The sequence below is a fragment of the Parafrankia sp. FMc2 genome (assembly GCF_041008525.1).
GTDB lineage: Bacteria > Actinomycetota > Actinomycetes > Frankiales > Frankiaceae > Parafrankia.
Genome location: NZ_JBFLUG010000017.1, coordinates 60207 through 82135, shown reverse-complemented (window position 1 = coordinate 82135; position 21929 = coordinate 60207). Strand labels below are relative to the sequence as shown.

Genomic DNA, 21929 nt, shown 5'->3' with positions numbered 1-21929 from the left:
AGGCAGACACGATGATGAGAACCGCGCGGTCCCGGCCACCGGTCACCGCCCGTCGCGTGCCACTGTTCTGTGACACCACGCTGGCCGCGCGCATCGAGCGGGCCGAGGCTCAGCTGATCGCCGCCGCGAGCACCGCCACCCGCCACCGGCGCGGCGACGCCGCGGGACTCGTCCGGCCTGTCGCCGGCGGGGTGGCGAGCTTCGCCGAGGCGGACTCGCCGTTCAACAAGGTCGCGGGGCTCGGCTTCGGCGACGCGCCGAGCGCGGCCGAGCTGGACGAGATCGAACGGGCGTTCACCGCGTATGGCGTGCCCACGCAGGTCGAGCTCGCGCATCTCGCCGACCCGACGATCGGCACAGTTCTGACGGAGCGTGGCTATCGGCTCGTCTCGTTCGAGAATGTGCTTGGCCTCGCGCTCGACGCGAGCAGCGGCGGCGACACTCCGGAAGGCGGCGACACTCCGGAAGGCATCGACATCCGGACCAGCGAGGAAGCCGAGCTCGAACGATGGCTCGACGTCGTCGTCGACGGGGTCGCCCATCCCGACACGCAGGGAGTCCCGTCCCATGAGGAGTTCCCGCGCGAGGTCGTGAGGGGAGCCGTGCGCGACCTCGCGGGGGCCGCCCAGGCCGCGCGCTACGCCGCGTTCCGCGGCGGTGTGCTCGCCGGCGGGGCCAGCATGCGGATGCGCGACGGGATCGCGCAGCTCACCGGCGCCGCTACGGCGCCGGCACATCGCCGCCGGGGCATCCAGACCGCGCTGCTCGCGGCCCGGCTCGCCGACGCCGAGGCGGCCGGCTGTGACCTGGCCGTCGTCACGACCCAGCCGGGCTCGAAGTCCCAGCAGAACGCGCAGCGGGCCGGCTTCGACCTGCTCTACACCCGGGCCATCCTGGTCAGGCAGCCGTGACGGCCACGCAGCCGACGCCGTCGCGGCGGGCGAGGTACTCGCCGCGTGCGGCGAGCGCTGCGTCCACCCGGCGATCGCTGGACGATCGTGGCCGGTCATCGCGCATCGCCTGTGTCGCAGCGTGGGCACGCTGATCATATGGATGAGGCGTTGCGGGCGGAGTTGGCGCGGCGGGTCGAGGCTGACCAGGCGATGCGTCGGGCTGGTGGACCGGGTTCGGTGCGGCCGTGGCGATCTCCAGCTCTACGGCACTCAGTTCTGGTGGGGAGCCGACGGCCTGGGTGAGGTGCAGCCCCAGCCGATCGCCGAGCCTGACCGTCTCGACGAACGGCGAGCCGCCGCCGGGCTCGGACCGTTCGACGAGTATCGGGCCCTGATGATGAGCATGCACGGCTGACGGCCAGGGAGAGGATTCTGCCTGCGTGCGGAGATGCAGGGCCAATCCGTGCGGTGGTGGCCGTCTGGCAGCGATGATGGCGATGTGGCCGTCGATCTCCGCGACGGCGTTCATCCAGGATGAGGCCCGCGCGCCCCGGGGGTCAGCGGGGGCTGGTCGGCTCCCCGGCCTCACCCGATGTTGTGGCTGCCTGCGCACCCTGCGATCGGATGCGGGGACGCCACTGCTCACGCCACGCGTCCACGGTCGAGGCGCGCCAGCGCGGACGGCGCCGGTTGGCGGGCCGCTCGAGGTCAGGGTCGTCAGGCGGCGGTGCGGTTCCGTCCGCGACGTAGGCACGCCATGACGAGGGTGTCAGGCACAGGCGATTAGCCACCTCGGTCACGTACATCAGCGGGTCGGTGTCCATCTGGCCATGGTGCCTACGAGTCCTGTCCGACATCGAACTCTTCCCCCACCTATCGGGATGCGGTCGGCCCTGCGGGTGCGCCGGCCGGGGCCGGTGAGCGGGCCGGTGGGGCGGGGCCGCCGGCGGCGCCTGACCGACGGCGGCGGCAGTACGCGTGCCGTCGGTCTCCGCTGCTGAACGGAGCCGCCGGCCGCGTGCCCGTGAGCGCTGGTCCCGGAAGGTGGCGTAACGGCCGCCGGCGGCGAGGAGGTCGGCGTGCCGACCGGACTCGACGACCTGTCCGTCGTCGTCGCCGAGCCGGCGGAAGGCCTCGGTCGCCCCGGGAACCGTCGTCCAGCGCAGCAGCGTGGCGATGTCCAGGTCGGCGGCACCGAGACCCAGCTCGGTCAGGCCGAGCCGGACGGCGCCGGCGACGGCCGCGGCGCGGCTGATGCTGCGCGCGAGCCGCTCCGCCGGACCCGCGAGATCGGCATGCGCCCAGCCGTGTGACGATTTCCGTGCCGGCCTTCGGCCCGTCCAGGGCCGCAACGAGGTCATGGGCGGCCCGGGCGGTCCGAAGACGTCCCGTGGTGGCTCCGGCGGGCTCCATGGCACACCCGGTCCGTGGGTCGAGACCGAGATCGGCGGCGTGTGCCTCCAGCGCGGTCACCAGGTCCCGCGTCGCCGTGAGATGGTCCTGGGCCTTCTTCGCCAGCTCCTCGGCGAAGGTGCGGATCAGCCGGCCGCGTCGGCGACACCCTCGGTGAGCTTGAGGACGAAGTCGCTGTCCGACGTCCGCTCCGGGATGTCGATGACGTCGCGCAGCAGCGGCTGAGACGACGGGCTGGTCATACGGCCCCCCGGATTCCGGTCGTGCGAGTACTGATGCTGCTTTGCCTGCGCGACAGCCAGACATACCGTGTTGTGTCGCAGGCCACCTTCACCGGCCGAAACTCCCTCGGCCGCGATCCTGGAGAGGCTGGTCGAGGGTGTGGATTCCGCCGGGGGAGTAGCCGGGTCACCCGCAGTCGCTGTCGGTACCGCCGCGGACACGCTCCACATCGACCCAGGCCAGGACCTCTTTGGGGCCGGTCAGGCTGCTGAGGCGGTCGAGGTCATCCCGGCGGTCGTTGGCGGCCGTGTCGACCATCATCAGCTCGACCCGGTACCGCTGTCCCTCGCTGTCGTCCGAGCCGAACCACTGCCTGCCCTGCCAGGACGACAGCCCGCCCGAGCGCCCGGTGGCAGACACATCGGCGATGTACTTCTCGGGATCGTTGTTGTCCAGATTGCTCATGGCGAGAATCAGGGTCTTGCCGGCAGGCAGACCACTGGACGTCCCGGAGACGATGGCGCACCGCTGCACCCGCGCGCCCGAGCCGGGTGAGGTGATCGCACCGCGTACCGAGGGCGAGCTGGCGGCGGCGGCGGGCGGGGCGGTGGTGGTGGGCCGCCCAGGCGTGGCCGTTCCGCTGGCGGGGGACTGGGATGCGGGCGTGGAGGGCGCGACCGGTGCGCCGGCGACGCCCTGTGGCGCGGGAGCGGAAGGGGCGGGGCTGCCCACAGGCCCCGCGTCGGGGCCACGCGACGAGCCCGCCGCTTGTGCCCTGCCCGGGGGCGCGGACCTGCCGGCAGCGGGCTCGGCGTCGACGCCCGCTGTCGGGTTACCGCCCACGGCTCCCGGACGGTCATCGGTTGTGTGCCGGTCGGTGATCATCGCACTGACGGCGTGGTGACCGACACCGGCGGCTACCAGCATGACAGTCACCAGGGCCACGACGAGAAGGGAGGAGGCCAGCGGGCGGGCGATTCCAGCGCGGCGCGGCGAGACCCGGCGACGCCCGGCGCGGTGGCGCGTGGCACCCATTGACGGTGATCTCCCTCCGGCGGCCGCTGCCTCGACTCTCAGGGGCCGGACTGCACACGAATTCCGTGTGCATACCTCTGGACGGCCTTCCGGGAGATTAGCCCGACCGCGTCCCGTTGCACCGGGGACCCATCGGAAAGCAGCGGCGGGTGGGCCTCTAAAATGGGTCGGTCCCCGTGGAAGGTAACGGGTGACGAGAGGTGGTCACGATGGCAGAGGCAGCGTGCCCAGGGTGTCGGGATCCGCGGCCGACAACCACTGCCGACACAGCTCGTGTCGTTGTTGATGCAATGGTCAATGCGGTCGCGACGCGGAATGGTGAGCTGCTGCATCTGTCGTGTCCTGATGACCTGGCATTTTCCGGTAAGCGGGTGCTGCTGTCATCGGGCATGACCGGTCACGGATCCACACTGGAATCACAAGGGGAGTAGTGGTGGCTGCGCGGCACCTTGTGTGCGGCTCCGGAGCGACTGGTCGGGACCGGCCGGCCCAGGGCGGCGGATGGACCCGGCGGCCAGCCTTCGGTCGACGTGGGCACCGGCGATGATGGGGGGGCGATGATCGAAGTCCCGGGATATCGCCTCGCCGAGACGCTGGTGCATGGGCGCCGAGGACCGCTCCGCGCGGGTGTTCGGGTGGACAACGACCAGCGCGTGGTCGTCCACCTGATCGACAAACGTCTCGACTGGTCGGGCCGGCAACGCCTCGGTGACCGCGCCCAGCAGGTGCGCATCCTGACCCCGGACCCGACGCTCGTCCCGCTGTTGGACGCCGGTGTCACCAGCGAAGGCTGGATCTACCTTGTCACTCCCCGCCTGGAGCGCTCACTGGCCGACGAGTTGGCCGCCGTGGGCCCCCTGCCGCTGGATCTCGTTGTCTCGGCCGGCCGGGCGGTGCTCTCAGCGCTCTCCCTGCTGCACGAGCAGGGCGTGATGCACGGCAACATCACCCCGGGAAACCTGTTGTTGCGTGCGGACGGTGGCATCGCACTGACCGGACCCCGGTTTGACGTACTGGACGAGGTGACCGCAACCGGACCGGTGGTGCACAGCCCGCCCAAGGCGGCCGGGGCCGGCCCGTGGACGGCCAGCGCCGATGTCTACATGCTCGGCTCCGTCCTGTGGACGCTGCTCAGCGGGTGGCCTCCCTACCGGGACCCACAGGATCACGCTGAGCAGCGGCTGCCTCCGCTCTCCCGCGACGACATTCCGGACGGGCTGGCCACCCTGGTCCGCCGGATGCTGGCACCGCTTCTCGCGGAGCGGCCGGCGGACATCGCCGGACTGGCCGGGGAGCTGGACTCACTCCCGCGCGGCGGCGCCGTTCCCGGACGGCCCCCGGAATCAGGGCGGAGCAGGGCCTCGGGTCGCAGGGAGGGCCTGACAGGCTCCCGCCCGGCCGCCGAGAGCCGCGTGATCGGCCGGTATCGCCTCCAGACCCAGCTCGGGGCCGGGGGTAACGGGGTGGTGTGGCGTGCCGTGGACGAACTCGGCAGGCCGGTGGCCGTCAAGGAGCTCAGGCCTGAGCTGCACGCACGTGGGAACGCCGCCCGCCGGTTCCGCCAGGAGTTCGGGCTGCTGGCCGAGTTGACTCATGCCCACCTCGTACCCGCCCTCGACATCGTCGCTGAAGACGAGTGCACCGCGCTGGTCATGCCGCTCTGCGGTCATGACCTGCGCACATTCGTGACCAACATCCCGATGGCGACGTCCTGGTATATCGCAGTGCTCCGGCAGCTCGCCTCGGCCCTGGCCTATCTGCACCAGCAGCGGGTGGTGCACCGTGATGTCAAGCCGGAGAACCTGCTGCTGGAGCGGGATGACCCGCCGATGCTCCGACTCGCCGACCTCGGCATCGCCAAGATCCTCGATCTGACCGGAATGACGACCTCCGGCAGACAGCCCGGCACCGTGCCATACATGGCCCCGGAACAGCTCGAGGGTCACATCCCGGCCACACCGGCGGTTGACGTCTATGCGTTCGGCGTCGTGATGTACGAGATGCTGGCCGGCCGCCTGCCGTTCCGGGGCGTGCTGGATGACGGTGTCCAGTCGCACGTCAATACCGAGCCGGAGCGACCCCTCCACGTGTCCGACGAGGCGTGGGCGCTGCTCACACGCTGCCTGAACAAGGAGAGTGCTGGCCGACCCGCGGCCGGCGACCTGCGCGAGCTGTTGTGGGCGTTGCCCGAGAGCCGTCTTGACACGGTGCCACGCTGGACGACGTCCACAGGGTCCACGGCGTCCTCGCCGTTCGAGGACCGGTCGGACCAGAGCCAGGCGGTTCCCGGGTTCCAAGGGGCGTCGACTCTCCGCTCGAGCTCACCGCCGTTCCCGGCCCCGGTGGTCAGGCCACCGCAGGCCGACTCCCGCCCGCCGGACGTATCCGTCTCCGGGCCGGTGCGGGTCATGCCGGATCCACCGCCCGTTCCCCCGCCGTCCGACGGCGAACCTGCGCCGACCCCCCCGAGGAGCCGGCCAGGACCCTCCACGGCCGGGTCGGAAGAGGTGGTTCGGCCGTTTCCCTCCTTCCGAATGATCATGCTTCGCTTTGTGGTCGCGGCGTTGCTGGGCCTGGTGGCCGGTGCGGTCGTGGCCGTGATCGAGACGCGGGGTGGGTCCGCCGTGGACGGTGCTGCTTCGCCGCGGGATCTGGCGAGCCCTGTCGAGGCGGTCACCGAGCGGGCGGTCAGGTCGCCAGCAGCTTCAGGTCCGCGTGGACGAGGGTGGTGGTGACCAGCAGTTCCATGATCAAATTATGATTGATCATATGCGCGACTGGTGCCGGGGCCTCGTCCTCCGTGATGCCGCGTACGGTCGTGCTGAGCCGTTTCCGGACGGCCGCGACGATGTGCGCCGCGCGTCTCCTGGTCCACTGCTCGCCGGGTTGTCGGTCCGCCAGTTCGCTCGCCACCTGTTCCCAGGTCAGCGGTTGTGGTCGCGGGTCGCCGCGCAGATAGTGCTGGGCGAGGCAGACAAGCACGAGTCTCTCGACCGGTCGCAACGGCCACACGCGTGATTCCCGGGTCGTCTGCTCATGCCGGGTGGCGGGATGCCTGCCGGGCGTGTGATCGACGATCCGCACTTCCAGCAGGTGCTCCTGTCGTGGCCCCACAATGAACAGCGGTGTGTACCCGGCCGGTAGCTCCATGCGGTTGCCACCGATCAGCAGCCGCTGCATGGTGGGGAGCCGGATAGGCCGCCTGCCGATGTTGCTCAGCACCCAGTGTGACTTTTCTCGGGCGAAGTGGCCCTGTCGGCGGCTGACATGCACGTCCTCCGCGCCGACGCAGATATGAACGTCGGGCTCGCACCGCCCGAAAACCAGTGAGAAATCGGAGTCCGGAGAGACCCCCATCCCGCTGTTCGTTCCCAGGACGAACAGCGTTCCGAGCGGTGCGTCGAGCGACCGGTTGGCGAGGCTGCCGATCTCACCTGGCAGGCGGGTTATCCTTCGGGACCAGTCCATGGCAGCCTCCATATTCTTGATTCCTTACCTTCTCCTGTGGAGCGGTACTAGCGAGGGCCCGCGTCCGTGCGCCACCACTCCAGCAGCTTCTCGGGATTCTCGGCACTGAAGGCGAGCACCATGATGTTCAGACGGTCTGTGGTCCAGACCAGGTAGGGCCCCAGGGAATTGGTGGAGCAGGCCAGTCGCCCGCTGTTGTTCTTTCCGGTCTCTTCGGAGTATGGTGATTCTCCCCGGAAGTCGGTCGTGGTCGGGGTGCATCCGGCCCCGGTGGCGTCGCTGCTGTTCTGGTAACTCGCTCTCATCGCCGCGGCGTGCTGCAGCTGGTAGTAGAAGACGATGCTGGCGCCGGAAGTGGGGCCGCAGACCACCGCTGCCACGGGCACCTGTTTGCCGAGATTCAGCTCGGCCTGCTCCGGTGGTGTGCGCATGCAGTTCACCCGGGAACCCGGTGGAACATGGTCGAGCAGCGCCTTCTCCGCTGTGCTGGGGAAAGCCGGTGTGGCGGCCCGGTTCACGGCCTCGGAGATTTTCTGCTGGGACGGGCCGCGGTACGCGTCCCACCAGTCGTGCAGGTCCTTCGGCTGCGTTCCCGTCGCGCGCCCCATGACGAGCAGCGGTTCCACCGTCCATTCCATGACCGGTGCGTCCCGTGGTCCCCTGTGGCACAGCAGGGAGCCGATCTTCACACTCCTCAGATCAAGGGCGTGGTCCCCGAGGAAACCGGGCGCGGACTCGTCGCAGTACACATCCCGCGGAGCCTTCACCCGGCTCGCCTGCGCGCGGTAGCTGTAACGCAGCTCCTCCAGATCGGCGAACGTGTAGTAGGTGACCGTGCTCGCCCCGGAACCCGGCGGGTCACACTCGACCGCGGCTTGAACACCGCGGAACGTCTCGAGTCCGTCCGCCGATGGGCGGCGACAGTCGTCCAGGTCGACCAGGTCCTCCAGTTTCCGCTCCTCGGCGGTGGGAAAGGCCCGCAAGCCGATCCAGGTCTTCCAGATCTGTCGAAGGCTGAGATCCTCGATGTCGGGACGGCTGCTCCAGGCCAGCGTGCGGGCGGCGTCGTCCGTCCACACGATGGAGGTTGTGCCCCCCTGCGAATAGCAGAGGACTCGACCGGCCCGCTCCGCCGCGGTGGATGTGCCCGGATAGCGATGCTCCGCGCCCGTCACGGCTGTGCAGTCGCCCTGGCCTCTCGGCACATCGACGTCGCGCGTCCGTTCGGCGTAGGCGCTGCCTGCCGCCGCTGCGGTGTCGAAGAGGCTGATGGTCACGGGCTCGCCATCGTCCTCGCAGGTGATGACGTCTGAGGCACCCGCCGCGCCGGTGCCCGGAGGGGCGCGCCGGCAGCTCGGCAACAGCGCCAGCGGGATGCGTTCGCGCTGACCGGCGCTCAGGCGATCACTCCCGTCGGCGCCGGGGGAGATGCCAGGGGGCCAGCCCGTCAGGACGACGATGGAGATCAACACGAGGGCGAGGAAGACGGCGATGCGGCTTCGGCTCGAACGCATGGTGCGTAACTGCTGTCGCGGCGTCCTCAGCCAGCTGTGGAGTCTTTTCCTCGGCTTCGCCCCCGGCGGGTGCGTGACCGGGGGCGGGGCTGGCGGCGGGACCGGTGACCCGGGAGGTGTCCGCGCCACCCCGTCGCCGGCCGCATCTCTCAGCGCATCGACAAGCGCCCGGCAGGAGACGTACCGCCGGCCCGGTTCGCGTGCGGTCGCCCTGTCCATGACGTCGTCGAGCGCCGCCGGCAGGTCGTCGCGCAGCATGCTCACCGGCGGCGGATGGACGCCCACGGTCGAGCGTGCCCCCAGCACCAGATCGGTCGGATCGAAGGGAAGCCGACCTGTCAGGCACTGGTACACGACCACTCCGAGCGCGAAGGTATCGATGAGTCGTTCGCCCTCGATACCGGACGGCGCCGGATCGATGGTCGGCTGTGCGGACGTCGACCCGGCATCGAATGGCATCGGAGGAAGAACCTCGGGCGGGGCGTACCCCGGGGTGTACAGATAGACGCCGGTGGCGGTGTGCTGCACGTCGGAAATAATCTTGGCGATGCCGAAGTCGCAGAGATAGGCGTGCTCGGTCTCCCGGGACAGCAGGATGTTGGCTGGCTTGACATCCCTGTGGACCACACCTCGCTGGTGCGCGAAATCGAGCGCGGAAGCGACCTGCTCCACGATCCGCAGAGTGCGGGCGAGGTCAAGCGGTCCCTGCGAGGCGAGCAGGCTCCGCAGATCGAAGCCGTCCACGTAGGGCATGACAAGGAACAGTGGGAGCCCGTACTGCGATCGTTTCGTTGCATCGTAGACATCAATGATGTTCGGATGTTGCAGCGTCGACACCAGCCGAATCTCGCGAACAAATCGGCGGCGGTACTCCAGCAGGTGATCCAGTCGCGTCGTGAGGATCTTGACCACCACTGGGCGACAGTTCAGATCGGTGTCCTCAGCTCGGTAGACAACGCTCATGTTGGTTGCTGACAGAGGAGGATCGATCAGTCGGTACCGCGGCAGATGTACCGTCAGCTCCTGCAGCGTTGGAAACTGCGTCACGGCTCGAAACCCCTGATAGATGGTCTGCGTAAGAACGGCCGGGTGAAGTTCGGTCACGGTGGGCACCCCGGCCGGGGCCGGCGCTGGCGGAGGGCACGGTAATCCCTGCCCGGGCTGTTTCCGGCGGTCGGAGGCATGATGTTTTCCGATCGTACGTGGCCGGCCGTGTCCTCGTCGGGGACCGGTCCCGGAACATCCCTGCTATCACTGGTGGAGTAGCCGGTCGGAACGGAAGGCCGGGACGCATCCTGCGGGGTTCCCGAACATCTATGCCGCCACGGCACCGGGTCCTGGTGCCTCCCGAGAAGTTTTCTGCCACCGGCCGAGCGAAGACCACGATGCTAGGGGAGAAATGTTGAGAATTCCTGGGCACCTGCGCCGGCGGGGATGGGCGCCCGCCACCGGGCGGCGGGAGGACGGGCCCGGTCGGAGGCGCGCGCGGGCGACCGCGGTGGTGGTGGCCGGTGGACTGGCCGTCTCCCTGGTGGGGGGATGCAGTGGTGAGCAGGTGGTCGGCAGCGACCTGTGTCCGGCTGACACCAACATCTCCACGAAGCCCGCGTCCTCCGAGGTCACCGGCCTGCTGGATTTCACGGGCAGCTTCGACTACACCTCGGAGCAGTTCCTGCGCCAGGTCGATGCGATTGTTGTGCGGGCAGTCGACTCCGGGTCCGCGCTGCGGATCATGACTTTCTCCGGTGCCGCGTCGAGTGTGCGAACCCTGCTGCTCTGCGTCACGACTGAGCCGGACGGCAACAGCGACGCGGCCGCGGCCGCGATCCGCGAGGACATCCAGCGGACGCTGACCGAGGCCGCGCGGAACAAGGTGACGCATGCCCCGCCGGGGGCTGACGGTACCGACATCTGGGGTGCCTGGAGCGCCTACTCGGACGCCGAACGCCTGGCCGGGAGCCGAACGGCGATCATGCTGACGGACGGCCAGCAGACCAAGCGGACGCGAGTGCCGCTCAGGCTGGCCGGCGTGCGTGCCGAAATGTGGAACATCGGGCGGCTGCAGGACGCGGCACTGCCCTCGGAGAAAGCCGCCGAGCTCGTCAGAATCTGGGAGACCGTGCTCACCGAGGGCGGCTCGACGGATGTCGAGGTCTCGACGTCCGAATACCAGGGTGTCGGCCGTTGATCCCCGACGCGACCGGGACCGGGACCGGGACCGAGACCGGGACCGGGACCGGGACGCCGGTGACGCCGCGCCAGGCCCGGGCAACCCTCGACGGGCTGCTGCGGGAGAAGAACGCCGAGATCATGCATGCCAGGCGGATGGAGCCTGTCATCGCGGACCTGGCCAGACTGCGGCGCAACGCCCGAACGGTAGCGGATCACCTGGCCCTGGCCGAGATCCGGTACGTCGTGGCGGCGCGGCACTTCCAGACCACGCCGGTGGTGCTGCCGCCGTTCGGGGGTGCGGCGGTCGGGCTCATCTACGCGGCGCTCTTCGGCGCCGACCTGGTCACGCTGCGCGCGGTTTTCGCCCAGGCCAACTTCGAGCCGGTCGACACCTGGACCATGCCCGTCGCGCTCACCATCGCGGTCGTTCTCGGCGTGGCCCTGACAGTGCGGGCACGGCTGTCCGCCGTCGAGCCCGAGAACCTGCGGGCCGCCCGCCGCAGGACCGGCAGGTTCCTCACAGCCACGCTTCTCGCGGGACTGAGCCTGCTGGTTCTCGGACTTGCGGTGAAGGCGAACCTGTTCACCGTGCGCGGCCTTCGCCCTGCCTCCACACTGCAGCTGTACTCCGGCTACGCGCTGTTCGCCGGTCTGGTGATCATGCAGGCGACGCTGTCCGCCGCGCTGGCGACCTACCTCCACACCCATGGTGCCACCGACTACACGCGGGCCCGGGCGCACCTGCTGCGGGTCGAGCGGGAGCTGCGTCGCCTCGCCGACCGACGGGGCGGGATCGAGGCGAAGGCGGACGCGATCGACGCTCGGCTGGGAACCTGGAATCTGCTCACCCGGGCGCGGGGATCCGCGGGCCTCCTCCACGGGCTGGACAGATCCCTTGCCTACCGGCTGAGACGGGGCGGCGCTGAGGTGGAGCCGCCGAGCGCGTGGGCGTCCCGCATCGTCGGCGCAGTGGCGACACCACCGCCGTCGCGACCCCTCACCCTCGACGTAGTGACCGGGTTCGTGACGGAACGCGACCAGATCCGCCAGCGGGAATCGGGAGCGACAGCGCTGGTGGAGCAGATCGTCCACCACACGCGGTCCGACGACCCTCGGTCCGACAGCCGTCGGCTTGTCCACGCCCAACCTGAGACCGCGCGGACCGGAACCGGGCCGCTCCCCGCCGTCGACACCGGGCGGGTGGGGTGATGCGGAGAATCCCAGGCCGCATTCCCGCTTCGGCTCGGGTACCGACTCCGCCGGTGGAAATCCCGGCGCGAACAGCAGCCCGCGCCCTGGTGGGCGTACTCCTGACGGCAGGCCTCGTCTGCCTCCTGATCGGACAGTGCGGCAACGACTCCGCCCCGGCGGCGGCGCCCGACCCGCCCGGCCTCACGCTCGAGAACGGCTGGCTGGAGGGGCCGCGAAAGCTCTCCGGCGTGGCCTGCCTCGGTCTGGTGGCTGACGTGTCGTCCAGCATGGGCTCCTGGACGGCTGCCCGGAGCAACGCACTGGCCCAGCTGGAAACATTTGCCCATGCGAACCTGAAAGCCGACGACCTGCTCGCGGCGATCGTCTTCTCCGACAGCGCCGTGGTGACGCTGCAACCCACCAGAATTCACGACCTCCCCGGACGGATGCTGCCCGAGACAATCGGCGGTGGAGGCACACTCTTCGCACCCGTTGTCGACAAGGTCACCGAAACGTTCGCCGGCCGCGGATGCGCCGCCACCGCCGTCGCGGTGATCAGCGACGGCGGTGTTGGCGACGACCCGTCAACGCTCGCTGGACGGATCGAGAACGCCCGGTTCGACGAGCTTGCTTTCCTCGTGCCCGACAGTACCGGAAACGGATCGGCCCAGATCCCTGTGGCACTCGCGCAGCCGGATCTGGCCAGGACGATCTCGGTCCGGTTCTTCGGCGACGACTCCACGCTCGGCGCCAGCTACGGAGAGCTGCTCGCCGGGCTGACGGGACGGCGTTTTACGCTGCGATGAAATCGCACGAGAATCAGCCGTCCAGAACGCTCAGATCCGAACGGACAAGCGTGGTGGTGACCAGCAGTTCAATGATCAGGTTATGGTTGATCATATGGCCGGCCGGCGGCGGAATGTCGGTCTCCATGAGCCCATCGACAGTCAGGCTGAGTCGTTCCCGAACTTTGGCGACGATGTGCGCTGCCCGGCTGCTGGTCCAGCGTTCGGTCGGTCGCAGCTCGGACAGTTCGGCTGCCACCTGGTTCCAGGTCAGCGGCTGGGGGCGTGCGTCGCCACACAGATAACGTTGGGCGAGGCAGACGATCACCAGCTTCTCGAGCTCGTCCAACGGCCAGGTCTCTCCGGGCTGGGTCGCCAACCTGGGGTCGAAGGCGGATATTTTTCCGAGCGGACGGTCGACGACGAGGACTTCCAGCGGGTGCTCTTCCCTGGGGCTGACGACGAACAACTGGGTGTATCCGCCTGGGAGCTCCGCCTTGTCCCCGCCGATCAGCAGCCGCTGCGAGCCCGGCAGGCGAATCGACCGCTTCCCGATGTTGTTCAGTACCCACCGCGACTGGTCCCGGACGATGTACCCCTGCTGGCGACTGACGTGCTGGTCCGTCGTGCCGACACATACGTGGACGTCCGGCTCACAGCGCCCGAACACCAGCCGGAAACTCGTGTTCGGCGCAACGCCCATGCCACCGTTCGTTCCCAGAACCAGCAACGTCCCCACGGGTGCGTCGAGCGACCAGCGGGCGAGGCTGCTGACCTCCCTGGGTATCAGGTTCACCTTCCGTGACCAGTTGGGTGTCCAGCCTGACAACGGCATCCGCAGGGCCTCCCTTTCTCCGTGGCTGGCCAGACCGGAGGCTCCAGTCCGGACGAGCCGAAACCGCGTCGACCACCGGAGGCGACCCGGCGCCCGCGCGGGTTCCCAGGGTGCACGACCAGACTCGGGAGGGGTCCCGGGGCCCGGGAGCCGCTACCTGTCCCAATGCGAAGACCACAACTCTGTGAACCGCCACCGACCGCCTACCCTCGGGCGGCGCGGCGGCCCCGTTGCGCTACGGGCAGGCTCAGCCCACCGCTGGCACGCCATCGACAGCCGCGCGTGCGGCGCCGGAGTCGGGGGTCCCCGAGTTCGACTGTCGCGTTCTCACTACGGATCAGTCTGGGAGTCGGCGGGCTTCGGACAGTCCGCGGTTCGCGAGCTGGTCGGCGAGCTCGTTGCCGGGATGGCCGGCGTGCCCACGTACCCACAGCCATTCGATGTCGTGCGCACCCACGGCGGCGTCCAGGCGCTGCCAGAGATCCACGTTCTTGACGGGCTTCTTCTCGCTCGTCTGCCAGCCCTTCTTCTTCCAGCGAGCCAGCCATCTGCTTATGCCGTTACGCACGTACTGGCTGTCGGTATGAAGACGCACAGTCGACGGCCGGGTGAGGGCCTCGAGCGCCATGATCGCAGCCAGTAGCTCCATGCGATTGTTCGTGGTGTCGGCGGGCTCACCACCACAGATGGTTTTCTCGTTCCTGCCGTAGCGCAGGACCGCCCCCCACCCTCCTGGCCCTGGATTACCCTTGCAGGCGCCGTCGGTGAAGATCTCGACGACGCCCGCACCGTCGCCGGGCGGCTTTCTGTCTCCGCTGGCGGCTCCCGCCGATCGATCCACGGATATGGGTAACCGGAGCGCTGTGGGCAGCTTCCGCTCGACATCATCCGTGGTCTGCTTGTTCTGATCAATCAACCGCTGCCTCCAGCCCTTCGGCGGAGGCCAGGGAACACCCCACAACGCGAGTTGTTCGCGGGTCCAGCCTCCTGCCGGCGTTCGCGCGGCGTCGATCTCGTCCGGCGTCGGAGCCATCTGACGATCATAGGTCGCAGTCACATCAGAGGCCTGCGTTCGCCCCGGTTCCCGCCTGGCAGACAGTGACGGACAGGGCGATGGCGGGTATTGACACTCGGCGCGGGCTCGTAGCTCAGTCGCCGGAGGCGGCCCGGTGGGCAGCCTGTACTTCCATCCGGCGCTTGCCCCACTCCGAGCGGCGGCGTCGCTCCCAGGCTGAAGCCTGCGGCGCCCCTTCGGCCCGCGCCGAGGACCGCATACGTGGCGATGGTCCGCCCGGTGGCCGTCAGGATGGTCGCGCCGAGGCGCGTCAAGATCAGATCCCAGGAAGGCGCGGTGCCGATTTGTGGCCGGAGAGAGCCGGATGTTCGAAGCGGGGTGACATTGCATGATGCGATACACTCGCCCCCCTGTGATCATAGCGATCACAGGGAAACGCGTCGATCCACGGGGGATATCTGATGACCCAGGCAAACCATCCAGTTGACCGAGTGCGGACGACCGCATCGGAAGTCGATCTTCGGGCTGCCGGGATACCAAGCCCCCTGCCATCGCCCCCTGCTTCTCTCGTTCCGCGCAAGCAGGGAGCATGGGGCCTGTGGTGGCTCTGCATGGTCACGTTCTCGATTTACTATTTCATCTGGTACGACAGGATCAACGGTGAGCTGTCCGCGATCCTTGGCCAGCCGCGCAGGGCGAACAGCCGCTGGTGGAACCAGATCATCCCGTTCTGGGCCTTCGTCGGCCTCGCCGCCACCGCGAAGCGTCTCAACGCTGCGCATGCATCAGTCGGCTCACCGACGCGGGTCGGTGTCTTCACCGCGTGGTTCTGGGCACCTGGCTGGTTCGGCTCACAGACCCGCTATCTGCAGCGACGCGTCAACATCCTGCACGACGTGCTGACTTCCCGGGCGACCCACCAGGGGTACTGATCGCCTGCGCCCAGGCCCGTGGGCATGACCCCGCCTGGCCGTCGTTTCTGCCGCCCTCGCCACCTTGAGGAGCGCACCGGCTGGTCCTTCCGGCGCCTGCCCGACCGGAGTGGGCAGGCGCCGGGGAGCGTGATGACGCCGGCAGGGCTCGGCGCGATCACGCTTGGTTCTCCAGACTGGCCGTGGCGTCCCCGTCCGACTGTGTGGGATGAGGCGTGGTGGCCTCAGCTGATCATTTGGCGGCGCGGCGGCCGCGAGTGGGAGCGGGCGGGCGCCAGCTCGCAAGGGCGTCCTCAGGTCGTCCTCGGTCAGGTTGAGCTGGCCCATGGTGTCGGCGAGGAAGGCGTCGTAGACCTCGGCGGGGGAGCCGTCGTAGAGCGGGTCGACCTCGTTGTGCCACTGGCGGACCCAGGGCATGACCTCGCGCAGGCCGGCGACGAGCGGAGTGAGGCGGGTGCCGTCCCAGCCGTCGTTGTCGCGGCGGTCGACGATCAGGGTGGCTAATGCCTGCGCCTGTTCCCGGTGGTCGAAGCCAGCCCAGCCGATCAGCAGCGTCGGGTCGTTGTCCCGGCCGGCTGGCTGGTAGGAGATGAACCGCTCCTTCGGCACGTCGAGCTTGCCCCGGGCCCGCCAGAACGAGGTCTTGCGGAAGTCCTTCGGCGCGTACTTCGGCGGCACGGGGATCGCGTCGCGGATCTCCTTGGCCTTCGCCGGGGTCGGGGCGGCGTCCTCGGCGCGCTGCTGCTCCCAGACCGACTCCCAGTCGGCGCGCTTCACCAGGCAGGTGTCGGCGTACCGCAGGGCGGCGAGGAACGGGACGTGCTCGTCCGCGACGAGGGCGGCGGCGACCTTGGCCAGTTCCTCGCCGGGCCGGTAGATCTCGGCGACGGAGACGAAGTCCGCGTCGGCGGCCAGCTCGTCGGCGAGCTGGCCGGTCTCCACAGCCGCGGCTGCACCATGCCGTCGACGTCCGGCTATGACGGTGGCCGGGTCGGCCGGCGGGCAGGTGGCAGTACCAGCCGGGCGATGCTGATCGAGTGGCCGGACGGGCTGATCTGGGTCGTCAGGGGCCCGTCGGGGGCAGACGTGGGCTGCGGTCTCTGGTCGAAGATCACAATGTAGCCCGAGGGCAGCTCCAGGTGGTTCAGGTAGTCGTCGAGCTGGACGATCGCGTTCTTGAGTGGGTCGGCCTGCCCAGGACGCTGGGCTTTCACCTCGAACACCTCGCGCTGCTCGGCACGGGTGCCGTCGCGGGCCGTGTAGCGCCAGCGCAGGTAGAGGTCGGCGCGTCCCCGGCCGTTGGCGTACTCCCGGAACACGTCGCCGTCACCGTTGACGGCCCGGTCGAGCCAGGCGAACAGGAAGGCATGGGGGAGCGCCTCCTCGTACGGCCTCCCGTCGCCGAGCATCTTTCCGTGCGTGCGCCAGAACGCCGCGAGCCCGGTCAGCGCGCCCGGGACGTCGAACCGGCCGTCGGGCAGGACGAAGTCCCGCGCCGTGGGAAGCACGGCCGGGCTGGGGACGACCTGCTCTGCGAGGGCCCGGGAGATCACCTCCGCGTAGATCGGGTTGGCGATCCGCGGGCCCGCCTCGTCACCTTCGGTGATCAGCCCGAGATCGCGGACGAAGGACCGGTCGTCGGAGTACTCCAGGTCAACGGGCTGCTCCGAGCCGGCGAGGAGCGGTAGAAGGACCCTCTGCACCTCCGGCTCACGTAGCCGGCGAACCAGCGAGTCGAGGTGGCTCGGCCGGGCCTGGATGACCCGCTCCCGGGCGGTGTCGATCTGCTCGATCGTGACCGGCTCCGTCGCCGGGACCTTCATCCGGTCGACGATCTCCGCGGCCAGAGCATTGACCAGCCAGGGCTGACCGCCGGTCAGCGCGTATACGTGCTCGACGGCCTCGTCGGTGAAGACGCGGCCGGCCTCGGCAGTGTGCTGGCCGTAGAGCTCCCGTACCTCCCCGAGCGTGAAGTCTCCGAGCCGCAGCGACTCGACAATGATATTGAAAGGGCTGGGTCCGCCTGACCGCTCCGGATTACGGCCAGCGGCGGTGCTTCTGTAATCTCGGACGTCTCGTAGCCCGCAGAGCGCGATCGAGGCCGGGAAGGCGCCGGGGCGGTCCTCGAAACCTTCACGGATCTGGCTGAGCACCGCGACGAGCGTTGCCCCCGTGAGCGAGTCGATCTCGTCGAGGAACAACGCGAGTGGCCGGGGGCAGGACTCGGCCCAGGCTGCGAGCGCACCGCCGAGGAGGTCTCCGTCCGGGCCCTCGGGCCATGCTGGAGGGCGCAGCTCCACGGGAAGGCTGAGCCGGGCCTCTCGGCTGGCTTTCGCGAGGATGGCGCGGGTGGCGCCGCCGATGTCGTCACCGAAGGCCGCTCCGCTCTGCAGCGAGAGCTTCACCGCCGAGTACTTGCCGCTGGTCGTCAGCTCGGCCGCGAGTGCCCGCAGCGTCGTCGTCTTCCCCGTCTGCCTCGGTGCATGCACCACAAAGTAGTTCTCGCGCGCCACCAGACCCGGCACCTCAGGCAGTCGTGCCGAAGCCGCGATCATGTAATGTTTCCCCGGCACGCAGGGCCCAGTGGTGTTGAACCAGCGTGTCACCACTCACCGGCCTTCTCCACGCAGCAGTCAAACGGATCACCTGCAACTCTACGGCGGCGGATGATCGTCGGGGGCGCGCTACGACGCGGCCAGTGCGTCCTCGTCGCCCGCGGCGCGGTGCAGGTTGGCCACCCATGAGTCCGGCAGCGGCACCCAGTCGCTGCCGGTCACCAGCCGGACGAGCGCGCCGTCGAGCCGCGGCGGCTGGCTCGGCTCGGTCGTCGGGTAGAGCAGCCACAGCGGCCGGCCGCCGGCCCGCGTCCGGGCCCGCTCGGCGAGCGTGAACAGCACGTCGAGCCCCCGGCCGTCGTAGCGGCCGAAGACGCCGGCGTCGTGCAGCAGCAGCGGCGCGGGCTGCCCGCCCGCCCCGACCCTGCCGGCGGGGGCGTCGACCAACGCGGTGAGCAGCGGCGCGGCCCGTTCCCAGGCGAGCCGCACGCACGCGGCGAGGTTCGCGGCGGCGCGGCTGCCGAGCTCGGCGGTGTCGGCGCGCAGGATCGTCGTCCACGTCGGCTTGGGCCTCGGGTCGGCCTCGGCGTGCAGGGCGTCGAGGAACACGGCGGCGACGTCGACCAGTTCGGCGGCGAACCGGTGCGGCTTTGCCAGTTCGGCGCGTGCTGTTTCCCGGTGGTCTGCTCCGACAGCGACCGTCACGACGGCCGGCCACATCACCAGGGGGGTGACCGCCGCGCGGACGTTCTTCGTCGACCGGGGTCGGTATCGACCCGGCCCGGCGGGATAGATCTGGCGGACTGGCCGCTGGCTCCGACGCAGATCCTGGTCAGCCCCACGGGCGCGGCTCATGCATGCGCGTCGCCCGCGACCTTGCCCGCCAGCCCGCCGCACCGCGCGGCGAGCGCCGGAAACCGGACCAGCCGCCCCCGTTTCCACCCCGGCCCCGGGCCGCGGAGGAGGACAGCCCGCGGTTTCCGGGAGTGTCGGCACAGGAGTCCGCACAGGTGTCGGCACAGGCGGGGTCGTTGTGGCAGCCGGGCCGGTCGCCGTTTCCGGGGCTGGTCGCGTTCGATGCCAGCCGGGCCGCCGTGTTCGAGGGCCGAGATGGCGACACCCGCCGGTTGGTGGAGAGGCTGACCGGCCCGGCGGGCGAGGACGGCCTGGTGGTGGTGGTGGGCCCGTCGGGGTGCGGGAAGTCCTCACTTGTCGCTGCGGGGCTTGGCCCTGTGCTCGCGGCGGATCCGGACTGGCTGGTGGTCGCCCCGGTGGTGCCGGGGGAGCTGGTGCGGGCGGCGGGGGCGACGCGGCTGTTGCTGGTGGTGGACCAGGCCGAGGAGCTGCTGGCCCGGGTTGGTCCACCGGTGCAGGCGCAGTTCTTCGCACTGCTGGCCGCCGGCGGGGGCGGCGCCGGCTGGGCGGCGCGTTCGCTGTTCTGATCGTGCTGTCGCTGGTCGCCACCAACCTCGGGATCGTCGCCCTCGTGCAGGGCCGGACCGCGGAGGACCGTCGCTGTGTCGCGGTCGTCGACCGGCTTCTCACCCTCGCCGGCACCTCCCGTGAGGGAGACCCGACCGCCGCGCTGCGGTTCGGGGTGGCCGCGGGCGTTCTCGCCCCCTGATGAGGGCACGACAGCCCGGATCCGGGGCAGTCTTCTTGACACCCTCGTCGACCTGTCCGTTCTCCCGACATCCCTCGCCGGTCATGAGGACTCGGGGCAGCCGGCTCAGATCGGTGATCCCCTCACCGGCCACGTCCGCTCGGTGGGATCAGCGGCGTTCGGACCGGGCGGGTTACTGGGACACCTCGGACCGGGAGAACGTCCGCCGCATCGGCCAACCCCTCGCCAGCCGCGAATCCCCGGGGCAGGCGGTCTACGCGGTGGCGTTCAGGCCGGACGGGCTGCTGGCTTCTGCAGGTCGCGACAGCATGGTGCGGGTGTGGGATGTCGGAAGGCTGAAGTGGCTGCGGGCACGCGTTCGAGGTGGCCTGTCGTCTCGCTGGACGGGGGCTGACCGAAGCGGAATGGCGTCAGTTCGTTTCTGGCACTGGCACTGACCCCTATCGCGACTCCTGCGGGGACAGGCGCCCGGCCGGCTGATCACCGGCGCTTCCTGACGTGGAGATCGCCGCCGGGCCCGGTGGTCTTCGTCAACGAGCTTGGCGGCTACGGTGCCGACATCGCGACCGCGCGGGTGCTGCACCCGGAGCTGATGACCTTCGAGACCTGGCTGGAGCGCAGGGGTGCCGCGCTGCTGGCCGCCCTGTTCGCGTGACGGACCTGTTCGAGCGCCCGCACGTCCACCGCCCGCACGTCCACGCCTGCACCACCGGGAAGGGGATCTGACCCCGCCGGCGCGCACGGCCCCGTCCAGCTCGACGGGGCCGTGCGCGGTTGCGGTGCGCGTCAGCCGGCGAGGCCGAGGCCGACGGGGACGTCGACCGGCGGGCCGGTGACCTCGGCGCTGAGCACCGCGGTCAGCTCGGCGCGGGACGCCACGTTCACCTTCGCGAAGATGGCCTTGGTGTGGTCGCGCACCGTGTGCTGGGAGATACCGAGCCTGCGGGCGATCCGGTCGGTGCTGTGCCCGGCGACGAGCAGCTCGGCCAGCTGGCGTTCGCGGGCGGTGAGGCCGTGGAGGGCCAGCATCACCGGCAGCAGGTCGGCGCGGCTCGCGGGCTCCAGCACGACGGCGGTGCGTGACGCACCGGCGCCGCCGTGCGCCGACGAGGAGACCAGCACCTCGCCCTGCACCAGCAGCCAGCCGCCGCCCGGCAGCGCCATCCGCAGCCGGGCCGGTCGGGGCGGGCCGCCCCCGGCGGCGTTCGCCTGGGCCTGCACGGCCACCATCGTGACCGACACCGGCAGGTCGGGTGGTTCGACCGGGCTGATGCGCCGCAGCCAGCGATCCGCCTCCGCGGTGGAGGCCTCCAGGCGGCCCACCGCGTCCAGCACCAGCGTGCCGGAGCCTGCCAGCGGCATGCGCGGCGGTGGGGTGCGGGCCAGGCCGGACCGCAGGCCGTGGCCCAGATGGCGGGCGATCGAGGCGACATAGCGGACCTCGGCGGCGGTGAAGTCGGGTTCGTCGTCGGCACGCCGCAGACAGCCCATGCCCCAGGTGGCGCTGCCGTCCCGGGCGAGCAGCCGCAGCTCGTCGCGCAGCCCCAGCGGGTTGTACACGACCCGGTGCCGGGTGGCGCGGTCAAGATCACCGCCGGTGGAGGTGGCGAGGGACACCGCGCAGCGGCCGGAACGGTCGAGGTCGAGAAACCCGTTGACGCCGGTGCCTGCCAGTTCCTCGTGCAGGTCGTCGGCGTGCAGACAGATCTTGGGACCGACGGCGTGCAGCCGGGTCGGCAGCAGGGTCTCGGGGTCGGTCGTCATCCACGAGCCGGCGTCGTAGGGGACCACCCGGCGGACGCGCTCGGCGACCTCGGCGACGAGGTCCTCCGGGTTGATGCGCTGCTCGCACAGGTCCGCGATCCCCTCACGCACGGCACTGGCGCGAATTCCGAGGGCAGGCTTCGCCACGCCCGCGATCTTACCGACATGCCCTGGCCGAAAGAATCCCCAAAGTTGGGGGGATACGCGGGGCCCCTAGTCTGCGGGATGGGTCTGCCGGCCGGTCCCCGCAATTATCGGGGGTACTGAGCAGAGGGAGGGGATTGCGCATGGCGTCGACCGCGGTGATCGCGGCGGAGAGCGCGCGCAGGCTGCTCGCCCAGCCGCCCCGTCCCGGTGTGCTGAACCCCGCGCAGGCGTTCGACACCGCGGACCTCCTCGACACCCTTATTCCGCACGGCTACTCCTGGAACGTGGAGGCACCGGCGGAACCACCCGCCGCGTAGTAGCGCGCACCGGCCGCGGGCCCGGGCGGGAGCACGACCGCCCGGGC

At 70.1% G+C, this 21929-nt stretch carries 21 protein-coding genes; 11 read left to right on the top strand and 10 right to left on the bottom strand.

The window, feature by feature from the left end; translation table 11 throughout:
• Positions 1–11: 11 nt before the first annotated feature.
• Positions 12–911, top strand: coding sequence for a GNAT family N-acetyltransferase (locus tag AB1460_RS09135; protein ID WP_420497225.1), 900 nt, complete (start codon positions 12–14; stop codon positions 909–911).
• A 205-nt stretch (positions 912–1116) separates the two neighbouring features.
• Positions 1117–1308, top strand: a complete 192-nt coding sequence (locus AB1460_RS09130; protein WP_368960295.1) for a DUF6624 domain-containing protein — start codon at positions 1117–1119, stop codon at positions 1306–1308.
• Between the two features lie 142 nt (positions 1309–1450).
• Here the strand turns inward: AB1460_RS09130 and AB1460_RS09125 are convergent, their stop codons facing one another.
• Positions 1451–2254 (bottom strand): hypothetical protein, encoded by an 804-nt coding sequence (locus tag AB1460_RS09125; protein ID WP_420497224.1) that lies wholly within the window; start codon positions 2252–2254, stop codon positions 1451–1453.
• 460 nt (positions 2255–2714) lie between these two features.
• On the bottom strand, positions 2715–3563 hold the full coding sequence (locus tag AB1460_RS09120; protein ID WP_368960293.1) for a hypothetical protein: 849 nt from the start codon (positions 3561–3563) through the stop codon (positions 2715–2717).
• Between the two features lie 557 nt (positions 3564–4120).
• On the opposite strand from AB1460_RS09120, the gene AB1460_RS09115 reads away from it, so the two are divergent.
• Entirely contained in the window at positions 4121–6298 is a 2178-nt protein-coding gene (locus AB1460_RS09115; RefSeq protein WP_368960291.1) for a protein kinase domain-containing protein, read from the top strand.
• On the opposite strand, the gene AB1460_RS09110 is transcribed toward AB1460_RS09115, so the two are convergent.
• Both AB1460_RS09110 and AB1460_RS09105 read right to left on the bottom strand, forming a co-directional pair.
• A complete protein-coding gene (locus AB1460_RS09110; protein ID WP_368960290.1) occupies positions 6252–7031 on the bottom strand; it encodes a hypothetical protein in 780 nt (259 codons plus the stop codon). The genes AB1460_RS09115 and AB1460_RS09110 overlap by 47 nt on opposite strands.
• A 47-nt stretch (positions 7032–7078) precedes the next feature.
• Complete coding sequence (locus AB1460_RS09105) at positions 7079–9508, bottom strand: serine/threonine-protein kinase (protein ID WP_368960289.1); 2430 nt, start codon at positions 9506–9508, stop codon at positions 7079–7081.
• A 436-nt stretch (positions 9509–9944) separates the two neighbouring features.
• On the opposite strand from AB1460_RS09105, the gene AB1460_RS09100 reads away from it, so the two are divergent.
• The 3 genes from AB1460_RS09100 to AB1460_RS09090 all read left to right on the top strand — a co-directional run bounded on the left by AB1460_RS09100 (position 9945) and on the right by AB1460_RS09090 (position 12714).
• The gene (locus AB1460_RS09100) at positions 9945–10733 is read left to right on the top strand and encodes a hypothetical protein (protein ID WP_368960288.1); all 789 of its coding nucleotides are present in this window, start codon (positions 9945–9947) and stop codon (positions 10731–10733) included.
• On the top strand, positions 10730–11926 hold the full coding sequence (locus tag AB1460_RS09095; protein ID WP_368960287.1) for a hypothetical protein: 1197 nt from the start codon (positions 10730–10732) through the stop codon (positions 11924–11926). The genes AB1460_RS09100 and AB1460_RS09095 overlap by 4 nt, the downstream gene beginning before the upstream one ends.
• Positions 11927–12015: 89 nt before the next feature.
• On the top strand, positions 12016–12714 hold the full coding sequence (locus tag AB1460_RS09090; protein WP_368960286.1) for a hypothetical protein: 699 nt from the start codon (positions 12016–12018) through the stop codon (positions 12712–12714).
• 13 nt (positions 12715–12727) lie between these two features.
• Here AB1460_RS09090 and AB1460_RS09085 read toward each other — a convergent pair whose 3' ends face one another.
• Together AB1460_RS09085 and rnhA are read right to left on the bottom strand one after the other, a co-directional pair.
• Positions 12728–13489, bottom strand: a complete 762-nt coding sequence (locus AB1460_RS09085) for a hypothetical protein (RefSeq protein WP_368960285.1) — start codon at positions 13487–13489, stop codon at positions 12728–12730.
• Between the two features lie 376 nt (positions 13490–13865).
• Positions 13866–14300: a ribonuclease HI gene (gene rnhA, locus AB1460_RS09080; protein WP_368960309.1), complete on the bottom strand. Its 435-nt coding sequence runs from the start codon at positions 14298–14300 to the stop codon at positions 13866–13868.
• Positions 14301–15004: 704 nt separating this feature from the next.
• Here rnhA and AB1460_RS09075 point away from each other — a divergent pair.
• Positions 15005–15475 (top strand): hypothetical protein, encoded by a 471-nt coding sequence (locus tag AB1460_RS09075; RefSeq protein WP_368960283.1) that lies wholly within the window; start codon positions 15005–15007, stop codon positions 15473–15475.
• Here the strand turns inward: AB1460_RS09075 and AB1460_RS09070 are convergent.
• The 3 genes from AB1460_RS09070 to AB1460_RS09060 all read right to left on the bottom strand — a co-directional run bounded on the left by AB1460_RS09070 (position 15395) and on the right by AB1460_RS09060 (position 18735).
• Positions 15395–16417: a DUF7008 domain-containing protein gene (locus AB1460_RS09070; RefSeq protein ID WP_368960281.1), complete on the bottom strand. Its 1023-nt coding sequence runs from the start codon at positions 16415–16417 to the stop codon at positions 15395–15397. The two genes, AB1460_RS09075 and AB1460_RS09070, sit on opposite strands and share 81 nt — an antisense overlap.
• A gap of 32 nt (positions 16418–16449) precedes the next feature.
• Positions 16450–18030, bottom strand: coding sequence for an ATP-binding protein (locus tag AB1460_RS09065; RefSeq protein ID WP_368960279.1), 1581 nt, complete (start codon positions 18028–18030; stop codon positions 16450–16452).
• A gap of 129 nt (positions 18031–18159) precedes the next feature.
• Entirely contained in the window at positions 18160–18735 is a 576-nt protein-coding gene (locus tag AB1460_RS09060; RefSeq protein ID WP_368960277.1) for a hypothetical protein, read from the bottom strand.
• Between the two features lie 305 nt (positions 18736–19040).
• On the opposite strand from AB1460_RS09060, the gene AB1460_RS09055 reads away from it, so the two are divergent.
• The 3 genes from AB1460_RS09055 to AB1460_RS09045 all read left to right on the top strand — a co-directional run bounded on the left by AB1460_RS09055 (position 19041) and on the right by AB1460_RS09045 (position 20309).
• Positions 19041–19472 carry a hypothetical protein gene (locus AB1460_RS09055; protein WP_368960275.1) on the top strand — a complete coding sequence of 144 codons (432 nt, stop codon included), beginning with the start codon at positions 19041–19043 and terminating at the stop codon, positions 19470–19472.
• 2 nt (positions 19473–19474) lie between these two features.
• Positions 19475–19654, top strand: a complete 180-nt coding sequence (locus tag AB1460_RS09050; protein WP_368960274.1) for a hypothetical protein — start codon at positions 19475–19477, stop codon at positions 19652–19654.
• Positions 19655–20174: 520 nt separating this feature from the next.
• Complete coding sequence (locus AB1460_RS09045; RefSeq protein ID WP_368960272.1) at positions 20175–20309, top strand: hypothetical protein; 135 nt, start codon at positions 20175–20177, stop codon at positions 20307–20309.
• A 131-nt stretch (positions 20310–20440) separates the two neighbouring features.
• Here AB1460_RS09045 and AB1460_RS09040 read toward each other — a convergent pair whose 3' ends face one another.
• Positions 20441–21565 (bottom strand): helix-turn-helix domain-containing protein, encoded by a 1125-nt coding sequence (locus AB1460_RS09040; RefSeq protein WP_368960270.1) that lies wholly within the window; start codon positions 21563–21565, stop codon positions 20441–20443.
• A gap of 140 nt (positions 21566–21705) precedes the next feature.
• Between AB1460_RS09040 and AB1460_RS09035 the strand changes: the two genes are divergently transcribed.
• Positions 21706–21882, top strand: a complete 177-nt coding sequence (locus AB1460_RS09035) for a hypothetical protein (RefSeq protein WP_368960269.1) — start codon at positions 21706–21708, stop codon at positions 21880–21882.
• Positions 21883–21929 lie beyond the last annotated feature (47 nt).